12 protein-coding genes and 1 tRNA gene are annotated in these 13,464 nt (G+C 69.8%); 10 read left to right on the top strand and 3 right to left on the bottom strand.

Features of this window, described 5'->3' with window-relative positions:
* Positions 1-96: 96 nt before the first annotated feature.
* A complete protein-coding gene (locus A0130_16835) occupies positions 97-348 on the top strand; it encodes a hypothetical protein (protein ID ANF33102.1) in 252 nt (83 codons plus the stop codon).
* Between the two features lie 10 nt (positions 349-358).
* Here the strand turns inward: A0130_16835 and A0130_16830 are convergent, their stop codons facing one another.
* Positions 359-1,153 (bottom strand): hypothetical protein, encoded by a 795-nt coding sequence (locus A0130_16830; GenBank protein ANF33101.1) that lies wholly within the window; start codon positions 1,151-1,153, stop codon positions 359-361.
* Between the two features lie 9 nt (positions 1,154-1,162).
* Positions 1,163-2,860: an arginine--tRNA ligase gene (locus A0130_16825; protein ANF33100.1), complete on the bottom strand. Its 1,698-nt coding sequence runs from the start codon at positions 2,858-2,860 to the stop codon at positions 1,163-1,165.
* Positions 2,861-2,991: 131 nt separating this feature from the next.
* Between A0130_16825 and A0130_16820 the strand changes: the two genes are divergently transcribed.
* Positions 2,992-3,612: an iron ABC transporter ATP-binding protein gene (locus A0130_16820; GenBank protein ID ANF33099.1), complete on the top strand. Its 621-nt coding sequence runs from the start codon at positions 2,992-2,994 to the stop codon at positions 3,610-3,612.
* Positions 3,613-3,661: 49 nt separating this feature from the next.
* A tRNA-Arg gene (locus tag A0130_16815) sits at positions 3,662-3,737 on the top strand.
* Positions 3,738-3,759: 22 nt separating this feature from the next.
* Here the strand turns inward: A0130_16815 and A0130_16810 are convergent.
* Complete coding sequence (locus A0130_16810) at positions 3,760-4,401, bottom strand: TetR family transcriptional regulator (GenBank protein ANF33098.1); 642 nt, start codon at positions 4,399-4,401, stop codon at positions 3,760-3,762.
* Between the two features lie 156 nt (positions 4,402-4,557).
* Between A0130_16810 and A0130_16805 the strand changes: the two genes are divergently transcribed.
* The 7 genes from A0130_16805 to A0130_16775 all read left to right on the top strand — a co-directional run bounded on the left by A0130_16805 (position 4,558) and on the right by A0130_16775 (position 13,456).
* Complete coding sequence (locus A0130_16805; protein ID ANF33097.1) at positions 4,558-6,237, top strand: ABC transporter substrate-binding protein; 1,680 nt, start codon at positions 4,558-4,560, stop codon at positions 6,235-6,237.
* An 82-nt stretch (positions 6,238-6,319) separates the two neighbouring features.
* Positions 6,320-7,144 (top strand): ABC transporter ATP-binding protein, encoded by an 825-nt coding sequence (locus A0130_16800; GenBank protein ANF33096.1) that lies wholly within the window; start codon positions 6,320-6,322, stop codon positions 7,142-7,144.
* Entirely contained in the window at positions 7,141-7,953 is an 813-nt protein-coding gene (locus tag A0130_16795; GenBank protein ANF33095.1) for a dipeptide/oligopeptide/nickel ABC transporter ATP-binding protein, read from the top strand. The genes A0130_16800 and A0130_16795 overlap by 4 nt, the downstream gene beginning before the upstream one ends.
* 35 nt (positions 7,954-7,988) lie before the next feature.
* Entirely contained in the window at positions 7,989-9,023 is a 1,035-nt protein-coding gene (locus tag A0130_16790; protein ID ANF33509.1) for a peptide ABC transporter permease, read from the top strand.
* A 2-nt stretch (positions 9,024-9,025) separates the two neighbouring features.
* Positions 9,026-10,033: a peptide ABC transporter permease gene (locus tag A0130_16785; protein ID ANF33094.1), complete on the top strand. Its 1,008-nt coding sequence runs from the start codon at positions 9,026-9,028 to the stop codon at positions 10,031-10,033.
* Positions 10,030-12,318: a beta-glucosidase gene (locus tag A0130_16780; protein ANF33093.1), complete on the top strand. Its 2,289-nt coding sequence runs from the start codon at positions 10,030-10,032 to the stop codon at positions 12,316-12,318. The genes A0130_16785 and A0130_16780 overlap by 4 nt, the downstream gene beginning before the upstream one ends.
* A 13-nt stretch (positions 12,319-12,331) precedes the next feature.
* Positions 12,332-13,456, top strand: a complete 1,125-nt coding sequence (locus A0130_16775; protein ID ANF33092.1) for a 23S rRNA (uracil(747)-C(5))-methyltransferase — start codon at positions 12,332-12,334, stop codon at positions 13,454-13,456.
* The last annotated feature ends 8 nt before the right edge of the window (positions 13,457-13,464 follow it).

The raw sequence follows: 13,464 nt of genomic DNA, 5'->3' as shown, positions 1-13,464 counted from the left end.
CCCTGAAGCCGGATGGAGAGTGCTCTCGAAGTCTATCGGGGCGGAACAGGGCCCTTGGTGCGTGTTACGAACCCACCCGGCCGGGTCTTTAGGGGTATGGACACCTTCACCTACGACCTCCGCGTGCACGGATGCACGCACCGCCAGCTCTCCTCGTACGCCCGCGCCGTGACCGGGCGACCGGCGATGAGCATCCAGCCGGTGGATGCGCCCTCCGACGGTCCCGGCGCCTACCGCCTGGTGGTGCGGCCCGCCGCGCACGGCGTGGACGCCGCCACGACGGTCGCCTCCCTCGCCTGGATGCTGAAGGCGGCCGGACGCCTCATCTCGCTGCGCCCGCGCACCTGAGCAGGCTCCCTCAGGAGCAGCTGCCCTTGCTGTTCAAGAACTTCTCGTCGAGCACGAAGCCGGAGGCGGTGAGCGTCACCGTCGCGTGACCGGGCGTCACTGCGATGTCGGAGACCTTCACGCCCTCCGGCAGGTACTGCGCGGCGCAGACCGGGAACGGCCCCTGCGAGGTCAGCGACTGCAGCAGGCGGTCGAGGTTGACGTTGCCCGCACCGGTCTTGAGCGACGCCTTGTCGGCGGTGAGGAGCACCTGGTCGCCCGCGGCCTTCGGCGTCGCGGTCACGGTGTAGCCGACGGGCAGCCCGAGCAGGTCGATCGTGCCGTCGTAGCCGATCGTCCCGTCGTTCAGCGTGATGTCGCCCGTCGCGCCGGGGATTTGCACCAGCTTGTTGAGCGACGCCTGGCTGATGGACAGCGTCCCGGTCGCATCCGCGATGGGCTTCGAAAAGTCCGCGGGGACGCCCGTCGCGACGACCTTCGCGCTGAGCGGCGCGCCCTTCACCACGACCTGCGGCGCATCCAGCTCGACCCGCTGGAACGTCCCGGACAGGTACTGCTGGATGACCGAGAAGCCGCCGATGTGCGTGTGCACCTGGCCCTGGATGTCGGACGGCAGGCTCTTCTCGATCTCATCGGACACCCGCTGCTCGGCGTAGGCGCGCACCGCGAAGTCGGCGATCACGAGGAGCACCACGATGACGACGACCGGTATCCCGATCCCGAGCAGCAGCTTCAGCCCGCGCGGCCGACGACGGCGCGCGGGCGTCTCGGCGCCGGGCAGCACCTGCGTGGTGTTGTCGCTCATGCGTCCCCCTTACATGCGGTCGGGCGCCGAAACCCCCAGCAGCCCGAGACCGTTGCGGATGACCTGGCCGGTCGCATCGTTCAGCCAGAGGCGGGTGCGGTGCAGGTCGGTGACCGGCTCCTCGCCGTGCGGGAGCACGCGGGTCGAGCCGTCGCGGACCGCGTACCAGGCGTGGTACAGCCCGGCGAGCTCCTCGATGTAGCGGGCGACGCGGTGCGGCTCGCGCAGCTCGGCCGCCTGGGCGACGATGCGCGGGAACTCCTGCAGACCGCCCAGCAGCGCCGACTCGGTCTCGTGCGTGAGCAACTCGGGCGCGAATGCGCTGTGGTCGACCCCCGCCTTCTCGGCGTTCGCCGCGACCGACCGGGTGCGGGCGTGCGCGTACTGCACGTAGTAGACGGGGTTCTCGTTGCTGCGCTTGGCGAGCAGGTCGAGGTCGATGTCGAGCTGCGAGTCGGTGGACGAGCGGACCAGCGCGTAGCGCGCGGCGTCGACGCCCACGGCGTCCACCAGGTCGTCGAGCGTCACGATGGTTCCTGCCCGCTTGGACATGCGGACCGGCTCGCCGTCCTTCACCAGGTTGACGAGCTGACCGATCAGGATCTGCAGGTTGACGTTCGGGACGTCGCCGAACGCCTCGACCATCGCCATCATCCGGCCGATGTACCCGTGGTGGTCGGCGCCCAGCATGATGATGTTCTGCTCGAAGCCGCGCTCGCGCTTGTCGAGGTAGTAGCCGAGGTCGCCCGAGATGTAGGCCGGCTCGCCGTTGGAGCGGATGACGACGCGGTCGCGGTCGTCGCCGAACGTCGTCGTGCGCAGCCAGATCGCGCCGTCCGCCTCGAAGATGTGACCCTGCTCGCGCAGGCGCTCGATGGCCCGCTCGACCGCGCCGGACTCGTGCAGCGAGTCCTCGTGGAAGTAGACGTCGAAGTCGACGCCGAACGAGTGGAGGCGCTGCTTGATCTCCTCGAACATCAGCTGCGTGCCGATGGAGCGGAACACCTCCTGCTGCTGCTCGCGCGGGAGGGCGGAGAGGTCGGTGCCCTGGGCCTGCGACTCCGCCACCACTCGGTCGGCGATCTCGCCGATGTACGCGCCGCCGTAGCCGTCCTCCGGCGTCGGCTCGCCGAGGTAGGCCGCGAGGAGGCTCCGGGCGAATCGGTCGATCTGCGAGCCGTGGTCGTTGAAGTAGTACTCGCGGGTCACGTCCGCGCCCTCGGCCTGCAGGATGCGCGCCAGGCTGTCGCCGACGGCGGCCCAGCGGGCGCCGCCCATGTGCACGGGGCCGGTGGGGTTGGCGGAGACGAACTCCAGGTTGACGGTCAGACCGTCGTAGACGTCCCCGCGGCCGTACGCCTCGCCCGCCTCGACGATGGTCTGCGCCAGTTGGCCGGCAGCGGCAGCCTCGAGGCGGAAGTTGATGAAGCCCGGTCCCGCCACCTCGGCGGACGCGACGCCGTCGATGCCGGCGGCCGCGGTCGCGATCTGCTCGGCGAGCTCGCGCGGGTTCGCGCCGACCTTCTTCGCGAGGCGCATCGCGACGTTCGAGGCCCAGTCACCGTGGTCGCGGTTCTTCGGGCGCTCCAGCGGCACGTCGTCGACGGTCAGGGTGAGCTGAGGGATGTCGGCGCCGGCCTCTCGTCGCTGCTCGACCACCGTCGTCACGATGTCGAGGAGGGCGGCGGAGAGGTCAGCGGGAGTCATGAGGATCGATTCTACCGGGCGTGCGGGCGCGCCTCCCGCGCGCGGTCGGAAGGGGCACTGCCTGAATTGATAGGGTCGTCGCGACGCGCGTCCCCGCACGGCGCGCGCCGAGCAGAAAGACGAGTCGCCGCATGACACTCACCACCCGCCGCTTCGCTCTTCTCGCCGCGACGGCAGCGGCCGGTCTGGCCGCCGCAGCCCTCCTCGCCGGGTGCGCCCCCAGCGCGACGCCGGCCGCCACCCCCTCGCACACCGCGAGCGCGAGCGCGACCGGGAAGCCCTCCGACGTGCCGCTCCCCGTCGTCACCCCGACGGCCCCGCCGACCCCGGTCGGGCTCACCTGCGACCAGGTCCTCACCGCCGACCAGCTGTACGCGTTCAACCCCAACTTCGGACCGGATCCGGACTACGCGCCGAAGGACGGCTCGCTCGAGAAGAAGATCACCGACTGGCAGGGCGTCGCGTGCGCGTACCTGAACCAGACCAGCGGCGACGTCATCCAGATCGCGGTGGCGAAGCCCCCGTCGGACGTGATGGAGAGCCTCAAGAACACGGCGATCACCACCGCGAAGCCCGTGCCCACCTACGGCACGCCGCCGACCGTCGAGGGCTACTTCAAGCCGGGCGAGGCGGGTCAGGTGCAGATCTTCCGCGGCTCGTACTGGATCGTCGCCGAGTCGACGTCGTTCTTCGAGCCGGGCGACGCGGCGCCCCTGATGCAGAGCGTCCTGGGGAACGTCCCCGCGTCCTGACCCTGTCACGGGCGGCGCCCCGGGGATGCTAGCCTGGTTGCGCACCCTGGCCCCCATAGCTCAGGGGATAGAGCGTCTGCCTCCGGAGCAGAAGGCCGTAGGTTCAAATCCTACTGGGGGCACCCTTTCTCCCCTGGTGGTACCAGGTCACTCCTCGCGAAGGTACGACGACACCGGCGGCGCCGGTCGCAGCACGCCGTCCACGATCGCCTCGATGGCGAAGGCGCTCGCCTCGGCCAGGTCGACCGCGTCCGGCTCGAGCAGCCACTGCAGCTGCAGCCCGTCCATGACCGCGAGGATGGACGCCGAGGCCTTCGCGATCGTCTCGGGTTCCGTCACACCTTCCTGGGCGCAGAGCGCGCGGAAGGCGTCGGCGACCTCGCCGCGGAGGGTGCGATACCGCTCCTCGAAGAACGACTTCGCGGGGTGCTCGTCGGTCACCGACTCGGCCGAGAGCACGGTGTAGACCTGCACGATCCCTTCGCGCTGGGCGTTGCGCTGAGCCGTGGCGACGAGATGGGCGAAGAGCGCCGGCCCGTCGGGGATGCGGCGCGAGGCGAGGTGCGCGACGTCGTCGCGATCGCGGAACTCGAGCATCTCGAGCAACAGGTTCTGCTTCGACCCGAAGTGGTGGAGCACGCCGGCGTGGGTGATGCCGACCTGCTCGGCGACGTCGTTGAGCGTCCCGTTCACCGAGCCCTTCGTCCCGAAGGTCTCGATCGCAGCCCGCAGGATCTCCGTGCGCTTGCGCTCCGTCGCGGGGCGCGGATGGGCGGTGCCGCTGCTCATGGGACCTTCCGTCGTGCTTTCTTCCTGGTGCGGTTGCGTGCGAGCTTACCAGCCAGTAACCTCACTCCAACTTGGTTACTTTCTGACCAGTAAGCAAGCAATCATTCCGCAGCACCACCCGGACACAACGGACGTGTCCACCACGAAGGAGAAGCAATGAGGCTTAGGAAGTACTTGGTCACGGCATCCGCGGTCGCCGCCATCGGCGCGATGGCGCTCACCGGCTGCTCGTCGAACGGCTCGAACGGCACCAGCAGCTCGACCGGCGGATCGCTCACCGTGGCGAAGCCGGACGGCGCGGCCATCCTGGCGACGCAGATCAACAACCCGTTCATCACCACCGGATCCGGCATGTCGCTCGGCTACGACCGGATGATCTACGAGCCCCTCGCGATCGTGAACCCGGTCGGCAAGAACGAGACCACCCCGTGGCTCGCCTCGAAGGTCGAGTGGAACTCCGACTACACGCAGCTCACGGTCACCCCGCGCAAGGGCGTCAAGTGGAACGACGGCAAGCCGTTCACCGCCGACGACATCGTCTTCACCTTCAACCTGATCAAGAACACCCCGGCTCTCGACCTCGGCGGCCTCAAGCTCAGCGACGTCCAGAAGGACGGCGACAACGTGGTCCTGAAGTTCAGCGAGTCCAAGTTCGTCAAGCAGGGCGATGTGCTCCAGGTCGCGATCGTCCCCGAGCACCAGTGGAAGGACATCGCCGACCCGACGAAGGACGCGGTCAAGAACGCGGTCGGAACCGGCCCTTACACGGTCAAGAGCTTCTCGTCGCAGGGCGTGGTGCTCAAGGCGCGGACCGACTACTGGAAGGGCACCGTCCCCGTCGGCGAGCTGAAGTACCTCGAGTACAACGACAACACCGGCCTCCTCCGCGCGCTGCAGAGCGGCGAGACCGACTGGGCGCAGATCTTCATCACGGACTACCAGAAGAACTACGTCGACAAGGACCCGAAGCACAACGTGTTCTGGGGCGCCAACGTCCTCAGCCCGGACATGATCGTCGTCAACACGACCAAGGCGCCGTTCAACGACGTCGCATTCCGCCAGGCGGTCAACATGGTCGTCGATCGCAAGGCGCACGCCGAGAAGGCGCGCAGCAACGCCGGCCCGGAGCTGACCAACGTGACGGGCATCCCGCAGCCGACCGGCGACCAGTACATCGCCGACGAGTACAAGGACAAGACCTTCAAGATCGACGTCGACGGCGCCAAGAAGGTCCTCTCCGACGCCGGTTACACCTGGAAGGACGGCGCCCTGATCGACCCGAAGGGCTCCCCTGTCTCGTTCACCCTGCAGGACCCGCAGGGCTGGAACGACTACGTGACGGGCATCCAGCTCGCCGCGACGCAGATCAAGAGCACGCTCGGCGCCGACGCGAAGGTCGCGACCCCGGACGCGGACACCTGGTTCGCCAACATGGCGTCCGGCAACTTCGACGCCGCCCTGCACTGGACCGGCTCCGGCTCGAACCCGTGGCACATCTACGACGACGTCATGAACTCGAGCTACCTCGACCAGGCCGCCGACGGGAAGGTCTCGGACAACTTCGGTCGCTACAGCAACCCGGAGGCCACGGCCCTGCTGAAGGAGTACGCCCAGGCGTCCGATGACAGCGCCCGCACCGCCGCCCTCGAGAAGCTGCAGAAGATCTTCGTGGAGGACGTCCCGGCCATCGCGATCGGCACCCACCCGCAGCTGGCCCAGTACAACACCCGGAAGTTCACCGGCTGGCCCAGCGAGAAGGACCAGTACGCGACCGCCGACCCGACCCAGCCGTCGGCCGTCCAGGTGCTGATGAACCTGAAGCCCGCAGGCAAGTAGTCACCGACATCCGAGGCGGGTGCGGCTCCCCCGGCCGCACCCGCCCCGGACCCTCCGCGGACAGCAGGAAAGCGACACCTCCATGACAGACTCCCTTCTCTCCGTACGCGACTTCTCGGTCGTGTACGACGTGGACCCGCCGGTTGCGGCGGTCAAGAACGTCACCCTCGACATCAAACGCGGCGAGATCGTCGGCCTCGCCGGCGAAAGCGGCTGCGGCAAGACCACCCTCGCCTACGGCGTGCAGCGCCTCCTCAAGCCGCCCGCGGTCATCACCAGCGGCAGCGTCGTCTTCCACGACGAGAGCGGCGAGGACATCGCGATCGACGCCCTCGACGCGGAGCAGATGCGCCGCTTCCGCTGGGACAAGGTCTCGATGGTCTTCCAGGGCGCGATGAACGCCCTCAACCCGGTCGCGACGATCGGCTCCCAGCTCGACGACGTGTTCCGCGTGCACCGCCCGCGGATGAGCCGGAAGGAGCGCCGCGCGGCCGTCATCGAACTCCTCGAGATCGTGAAGGTCGGCGGCCAGCGGATCAAGTCCTACCCGCACGAGCTCTCCGGCGGCATGCGCCAGCGCGTCATGATCGCCATGGCTCTCGCCCTGCGCCCGCAGCTGATGGTGATGGACGAGCCGACCACGGCCCTCGACGTGCTCGTGCAGCGCGAGATCCTCAAGCAGATCTCGCAGCTCCGCCACGACTTCGGGTTCTCCGTCGTCTTCATCACGCACGACCTCCCGCTGCTGCTGGAGATCAGCGACCGGATCGCGATCATGCGGGAGGGCGAGATCGTCGAGCTCGCGACCGCCGAGCAGATCTGGACGAACCCGCAGCACGACTACACCCGCACGCTGCTGCGGTCGTTCCCGCGGCTCACCGGCGAGAGAGGAGTGGTGGTCCGATGACGACGCTCGAGTTCAAGAACGTCACCAAGATCTACAACGTCCGCGGCTCCGGCCAGCTGAAGGCGCTCGACGACGTCAGCTTCACGCTCGGCCCTCGGCAGACGATCGGCCTGGTCGGCCAGTCGGGGAGCGGCAAGTCCACGATCGCCAAGATCCTCACCCAACTGGAGACCCCGACCAGCGGCGAGGTGCTGCTCGACGGCGCGCCCGTCCCGCGCTCCGGCAAGAAGCTGCGCCGCTACCGGCAGCAGCTGCGGATGGTCTTCCAGGATCCGTTCGCCTCGCTGAACCCCTCGCACTCGATCCGGCACCACATCGAGCGGCCGCTCCGGCTCGACCGCGTGGTGCCGCGCGCCCAGGTGGACGACGAGGTGCGGCGCCTGCTGCAGCGCGTCCAGCTGGATGCCGACGCGGTGATCGACCGCCGCCCCCACGAGCTGTCCGGCGGTCAGCGCCAGCGCGTCGCCATCGCCCGCGCCCTCGCGTCCCGTCCCGCCCTCCTGGTCGCGGACGAGCCGGTGTCGATGCTCGACGTGTCGCTGCGCCTCGGGGTGCTGAACCTGCTCGCCGACCTGCAGCGCGAGGAGGGGCTCGGGGTGCTCTACATCACCCACGACCTCGCCACCGCGCGGCACTTCAGCGACGAGATCATCGTGCTCAACCAGGGCGTGATCGTCGAGCACGGCACGGCCGATGACGTCATCCTCCGCCCGCAGGACCCGTACGCGCGCGAGCTCCGCGCCGCATCCCCCGACCCGGAGGAGCACTTCGGGACGCTGACCGCCCAGACCTCAGGAGGTGCGCTGTGAGCGCCGAGACGACGTCGCCCCCGATCGACCCGACGCTGGTCGGCACGACCGCCACCCGCGCCGAGCGGGGCCGCGCCCGCATCCCGTGGCGCTTCATCGGCGGCCGCGTGGCCTTCTACGCGTTCACCCTCTGGGCCGCGATCACGATCAACTTCTTCCTGCCGCGCCTGATGAAGGGCGACGCCGTCGACTCGTACATGGCGCGCAGCCAGGGCCAGCTGACGCCCGAGGCCGAGAAGGCGCTGCGGCTCATGTTCGGTCTCGACAAGTCCGTCCCGCTCTGGCAGCAGTACGTGGACTACTGGAACATGCTGCTCCACGGCAACCTCGGCGTGTCCATCTCCACCGGCATGGCGCCCGTGGGCGACGCGATCGCCTCCGCCCTTCCCTGGACGCTGGGGCTGGTCGGCTTCGCCACGGTGATCTCGTTCCTCGTCGGAACCAGCCTCGGAGCCGTCATCGGCTGGAAGCGCGGAAGCCGGCTGGACCTGTTCATCCCGGCCACCACGTTCCTCGGCACCGTGCCGTACTTCTGGCTCGGCCTGATCTTCATCGCCATCTTCTCCACGACCCTCGGCTGGTTCCCGGCCGGGCACGCCTACGAACTCGGCGTCGAGCCCGGCTGGAACGGGGAGTTCATCGGCCAGGTGATCTCGCACGCCGCGCTCCCGATGTTCACGATCATCGTGGTCTCGCTGGGCGGCTGGGTGCTCGGCATGCGCAACATGATGCTGACCGTGCTCGACGAGGACTACATCACCGTCGCGCAGGCGAAGGGCATGCCGAATCGCCGCGTGCTCTGGCGGTACGCCGCCCGCAACGCGGTGCTCCCGCAGATCCAGAGCTTCGCCCTGGCCATCGGCTTCATCGTGAGCGGCACGATCGTGATGGAGATGGTGTTCTCCTACCCCGGCATCGGCCTGCTGCTGCTCAACGCCACCAACGCCAAGGACTACGCGCTGATGCAGGGCATCTTCCTCGTCCTCGTGCTCGCGGTGCTGATCGCGAACATCATCGCGGACATCGCCTACGCCATCCTTGACCCGCGCACCCGTCAGACGGAGGCCTGACCATGACGACCCCCTCCACGTACCACCTGAAGGCCGTCGCGCCGAAGGCGGCGCCCGCCCGGACGACCTTCTGGTCGCAGCTCAAGGGCTCGCTGGCCATGTTCAGCAACCGGAAGTCGGCTACCGGCCTGATCATCCTGGGCGTGTTCGCGCTCGTCGCGATCTTCGCCCCGCTGATCGCACCGTACGACCCGAATGCGCAGCACCTCGACGAGACGCTGCAGCCGCCGTCCTTCAAGCACCTCCTCGGCACTACCCACATCGGGCAGGACGTGTTCAGCCAGCTCGTCTACGGCACCCGCGGCGTGCTCGTGGTCGGCTTCCTCGCGACGATCATGGCGACCGTCGTGGCGATCGTCGTCGGTGTGACCGCGGGCTACCTCCGCGGCTGGAAGAGCGAGTCGCTGTCGGCGCTGTCCAACGTGTTCCTCGTCATCCCCGGCCTCCCGCTGATGATCATCGTCGCGTCGCAGTTCGACGACCCGCCGCTCGCGCTCATCGCCGCGGTACTCGGGCTGACCGGATGGGCGTGGGGCGCCCGCGTCCTGCGCGCGCAGACCATGTCGCTGCGGAACCGCGACTTCATCCAGGCCGCGCGCGCCAACGGCGAGCCGCTGCACCGCATCATCCTGGTGGAGATGCTGCCGAACCTGCTCGCGATCATCGCCTCCAGCTTCGTCGGCACGATGACGGCCGCCGTGCTCGGACTCACCACGCTCGCGTTCATCGGCGTGATCCCGGTGTCGAACCTCAACTGGGGGACCATCCTGTTCTGGGCGCAGCAGAACAACGCGTTCCCCGACTACTGGTGGTGGTACGTCCCCGCCGGGCTCTGCATCGCCCTCCTCGGCGTGGCGCTCGCCCTCATCAACTTCGGCATCGACGAGTACGTCAACCCGCGCCTGCGGTCGGCCGGCGAGCGCGCCCGCGCGATGAAGCGCAAGGGCATGAACATCAACGCCGCCGTCACCCAGGTCCGCACCGACGCACCGGAAAGTCCCACTTCATGACATCGACCCTCCCCGACACCATTACCGGACCCGCGAAGGAGACCCTCCCCTACCTCGACCCCACGCTGACGACCGCCGAGCGCGTCGACGACCTGCTCGGGCGCATGACGCTCGAGGAGAAGGTCGGGCAGATGCTGCAGCTGGACGCCCGCGACGACCTGACCGACCACATCCTGCGACGCAACGTCGGGTCCATCCTGCACACGTCGCCGGAGCGCATCCTCGAGGCCAATCGGTTGACGGCGCAGACCCGGCTGCGGATCCCGCTGCTGGTGGGCGAGGACTGCATCCACGGGCACTCGTTCTGGCCGGGGGCCACGATCTACCCCACCCAGCTCGGGATGGCCGCGTCGTGGGATGCGGAACTGATCGAGCGGGTCGCCCGCGCCAGCGCGGAGGAGGTCGCCGCGACCGGCGTGCACTGGACCTTCTCCCCCGTGCTGTGCATCGCCCGCGACCTGCGCTGGGGCCGGATCAGCGAGACCTTCGGCGAGGACCCGTTCCTCATCGGAGAACTGGCGAGCGCGATGGTGCGCGGCTACCAGGGGACCGGGCTCGACGACCCGTCCGCCATCCTCGCGACGGCGAAGCACTTCGCCGGGTATTCGGAGACCCAGGGCGGACGCGACGCGAGCGAGGCGGACCTGTCGCGGCGCAAGCTGCGCAGCTGGTTCCTGCCGCCGTTCGAGCGGGTCGCCCGCGAGGGGTGCCGCACCTTCATGCTCGGCTACCAGAGCACGGACGGCGTCCCGATCACCGTGAACGACTGGCTGCTCAGCGACGTGCTCCGCGGCGAGTGGGGGTACACCGGCACCCTCATCACGGACTGGGACAACGTCGGCCGCATGGTCTGGGAGCAGAAGGTGCAGCCGGACTACGCGCACGCGGCGGCCGCCGCCGTCCGTGCGGGCAACGACATGGTGATGACCACGCCGCTGTTCTTCGAGGGCGCGCTGGAGGCCGTCTCGCGCGGGCTGCTCGCGGAGGACGCCTTCGACACGGCCGTCGCGCGCATCCTGACGCTGAAGTTCGACCTGGGTCTGTTCGAGGACCCGCGCCTCCCGTCCCCGACGCTCGACGAGGTCGTCGGCAGCGCGGCGCACGCGGAGCTCAACCTCGAGATCGCGCGCCGCTCGCTGGTGCTGCTCGAGAACGACGGGACGCTGCCGCTTCCGGCTTCGGGAACTGCTGTCGCCGCACCGCTCCGCGTCGCGCTCGTCGGGCCGCTCGCGCACGACGCCCAGACCCAGCTCGGCGACTGGGCCGGCGGCTCCGGCCAGGCGGGCTGGCTCGACGGCCAGCCGCGCGAGATGATCACGACCGTGCTCGACGGCCTGCGCGCGATCGACGGCTGGGACGTCGTCCACGCCCGCGGGGCCGACATCCTCACGCTCGAGGAGGACCCCCGCGGAGCGACCTTCCCGGACGGCCAGCCGCGGCCGCCGGTGGTCGTGCCCAGTCCGCCCGATCAGCGCCAGATCGACGAGGCCGTGGCCGCCGCCACCGCGTCCGATGTCGTCGTCGCCGTGGTCGGCGACCGCATCGAGCTGGTCGGAGAGGGCCGCTCGACCGCGACGCTCGAACTGATCGGCGGCCAGAACGCGCTGCTCGACGCGGTGATCGCCACCGGGAAGCCGGTCGTCGTGGTGCTGCTCGCCTCCAAGCCGCTGGTCCTGCCGGCGTCGCTCGGACGTGCCGCGGCCGTCGTGTGGGCGGCGAACCCCGGGATGCGGGGCGGCCAGGCGATCGCCGAGCTGCTTGCGGGCCGCATCGAGCCCTCCGGTCGCCTGCCGATCTCGTTCGCGCGGCACGTCGGCCAGCAGCCGACGTACTACAACCAGCTCCGCGGACAGCACGGCGACCGCTACGCCGACCTCACCCAGCGGCCGGCCTGGGCGTTCGGCGAGGGCCTGTCGTACACGACCGTCGAGTACGAGGACCTGGCGCTCGATCGGACCCTGCTCGGCGTCGACGACGAGATCGTGGCGTCGGTGACCGTCCGCAACACCGGCGCCCGACCCGTCCGCGAGACCGTCCAGGTGTACGTGCGGGATGCGGTGACCAGCGTCAGCTGGACCGACCGGGAGCTGAAGGCGTACCGGCAGGTCGACCTGGCGCCGGGCGCGTCAACGCGGGTGCGCATCCACCTGCCGGTCGCGGACTGCACCATCGTCGACGCCGACGGCGTGCGCGTGGTCGAACCGGGCGCCTTCGAGCTGCTCGTCGGCCCGTCGTCGCGGGAGGCCGACCTGCTCTCGGCGGGCTTCGAGGTGGTCGCGCCGTAGAATCGGGCGCGGGATGGACTGTTCGTACTTCGACGCCGGCGTGTGCCGCTCGTGCACGCTGATGGGCACGCCGTACAGCGAGCAACTGGAGGCCAAGGAGCGGCTCGCGCGCGACCTGCTCGCGCCGTTCGGCGACGCGTCGTGGCTGCCTCCGGTGGCGAGCGCCGAATCCGGCTACCGGAACAAGGCGAAGATGGTCATCGGCGGCACGGCCGACGCGCCCACCATCGGCATCCTCGACGAGGCCGGACGCGGAGTCGACCTGCGGGAGTGCGGGATCTGCGCGCCCGGCATCCGCGCCGCGCTGCCGGTGCTGGCGCGGTTCATCGGGCGACAGCGGCTCGAGCCGTACAGCGTCCCCGACCGCCGCGGCGAGCTGAAGTACGTGCTCGTCACCGAATCCCCCGACGGCGAGCTGATGGTGCGGTTCGTCGCGCGGACCGACGCGACAGTGGCGCGCGTGCGCGCGGGCCTGGACCGGCTGCTCGCCGAGCTGCCCGCCGCGCGGGTGGTGACGGTCAACCTCCAGCCGGAGCACAAGGCGGTCGTCGAGGGAGAGACGGATGTGGTGCTCACCCGCGAGTCCGCGCTGCCGATGCGGATGGGTCCGGTGTCGCTGCGCCTGCGACCGCAGAGCTTCTTCCAGACGAACACCGCCGTCGCGACCGAGCTCTATGCGCAGGTCGCGGCGTGGGTCGACGAGGTCTCCCCCGCGTCCGTGTGGGACCTGTACTGCGGCGTCGGCGGGTTCGCCCTGCACGTCGCCGCACCGGGCCGCCGCGTGGTCGGCGTCGAGACCAGCCGCGAGGCGGTCCGCAGCGCGCGGGCCAGCGCCTCCGCGGCGGGGCTCCCGCAGGTGGCGTTCCGGGCGGGCGACGCGACCGCGTTCGCCCTCGGCGCGGCCGCGGCGCCGGAGCTGGTCATCGTGAATCCGCCGCGTCGCGGGATCGGGGCCGAGCTGTCCGGGTGGCTGGAGGACTCGCGCGTGCCGAGCGTCGTCTATTCGAGCTGCAACCCGAAGAGCCTCGCGACGGACCTCGCCCGGATGCCGTCGTACCGCATCCGCGCCGGGCGCGTGCTCGACATGTTCCCGCAGACCGGGCACATGGAGGTCGCGGTGCTGCTGGAGCGGCGCTGACCCTCCGG

Origin of the sequence: Leifsonia xyli (assembly GCA_001647635.1) — a bacterium.
Classification (GTDB): domain Bacteria; phylum Actinomycetota; class Actinomycetes; order Actinomycetales; family Microbacteriaceae; genus Leifsonia; species Leifsonia xyli_A.
The sequence above is the reverse complement of the archived record's forward strand: the minus strand, read 5'-3'. Positions and strand labels throughout refer to the sequence as shown.

Excerpts from the sequence above, each read along its gene's own strand:
- A0130_16785 (ANF33094.1), top strand. The coding sequence starts at position 9,026 with ATGACGACCCCCTCCACGTACCACCTGAAGGCCGTCGCGCCGAAGGCG.
- A0130_16810 (ANF33098.1), bottom strand. The coding sequence starts at position 4,401 with ATGAGCAGCGGCACCGCCCATCCGCGCCCCGCGACGGAGCGCAAGCGC.
- A0130_16830 (ANF33101.1), bottom strand. The coding sequence starts at position 1,153 with ATGAGCGACAACACCACGCAGGTGCTGCCCGGCGCCGAGACGCCCGCG.
- A0130_16775 (ANF33092.1), top strand. The coding sequence starts at position 12,332 with ATGGACTGTTCGTACTTCGACGCCGGCGTGTGCCGCTCGTGCACGCTG.
- A0130_16825 (ANF33100.1), bottom strand. The coding sequence starts at position 2,860 with ATGACTCCCGCTGACCTCTCCGCCGCCCTCCTCGACATCGTGACGACG.
- A0130_16805 (ANF33097.1), top strand. The coding sequence starts at position 4,558 with ATGAGGCTTAGGAAGTACTTGGTCACGGCATCCGCGGTCGCCGCCATC.
- A0130_16800 (ANF33096.1), top strand. The coding sequence starts at position 6,320 with ATGACAGACTCCCTTCTCTCCGTACGCGACTTCTCGGTCGTGTACGAC.
- A0130_16795 (ANF33095.1), top strand. The coding sequence starts at position 7,141 with ATGACGACGCTCGAGTTCAAGAACGTCACCAAGATCTACAACGTCCGC.
- A0130_16835 (ANF33102.1), top strand. The coding sequence starts at position 97 with ATGGACACCTTCACCTACGACCTCCGCGTGCACGGATGCACGCACCGC.
- A0130_16780 (ANF33093.1), top strand. The coding sequence starts at position 10,030 with ATGACATCGACCCTCCCCGACACCATTACCGGACCCGCGAAGGAGACC.
- A0130_16820 (ANF33099.1), top strand. The coding sequence starts at position 2,992 with ATGACACTCACCACCCGCCGCTTCGCTCTTCTCGCCGCGACGGCAGCG.